We start from the raw sequence: 399 nt of genomic DNA, 5'->3' as shown, positions 1-399 counted from the left end.
ACTCTGCCGGGCTTGCTGCCTGACGTTCATCAAGCCAACGCTCAACTTCGTCACGGTTCCATGCGCAGCGTTTGTCAGTGATATACCAGCGTTTAGGAAATTCCCCTGCGCGCTCCATACGGTCGATAGTGCTCCATGACAGTGGCACCACCGCCAGGAGTTCCTTCTTACCTAATGCACCTTTCATAAATACCTCTCTTGGTTGCAGTGCGGCGCGTGTGGCACCGCGGTGGTGGTTACTCGAATTCTGGACGCATATCGTTAAGCGTCATCATGAATTTTTGGTGATATTCATCACCGAGCTTTTCAGCCATGGTGTTAATCTCATTTTCAGCGCGCTTGAACATGGTTTTTGCATCTTCAGCAGATGGATCCAGGCTATTAAGTATCGCGATGATA

General features: G+C 49.9%; 1 protein-coding gene. It reads right to left on the bottom strand.

What is annotated here, in order from left to right:
• Positions 1 to 187: helix-turn-helix transcriptional regulator (locus AB4Y40_RS42875; protein ID WP_368692998.1), on the bottom strand; the 187-nt coding region annotated here is incomplete at its 3' end.
• Between the last annotated feature and the right edge of the window lie 212 nt (positions 188 to 399).

It is taken from the genome of Paraburkholderia sp. EG287B (assembly GCF_040965595.1).
Lineage (GTDB): Bacteria > Pseudomonadota > Gammaproteobacteria > Burkholderiales > Burkholderiaceae > Paraburkholderia.
Note: the sequence above shows the minus strand (reverse complement) of the source record. Positions and strands in the feature narration are given on the sequence as shown.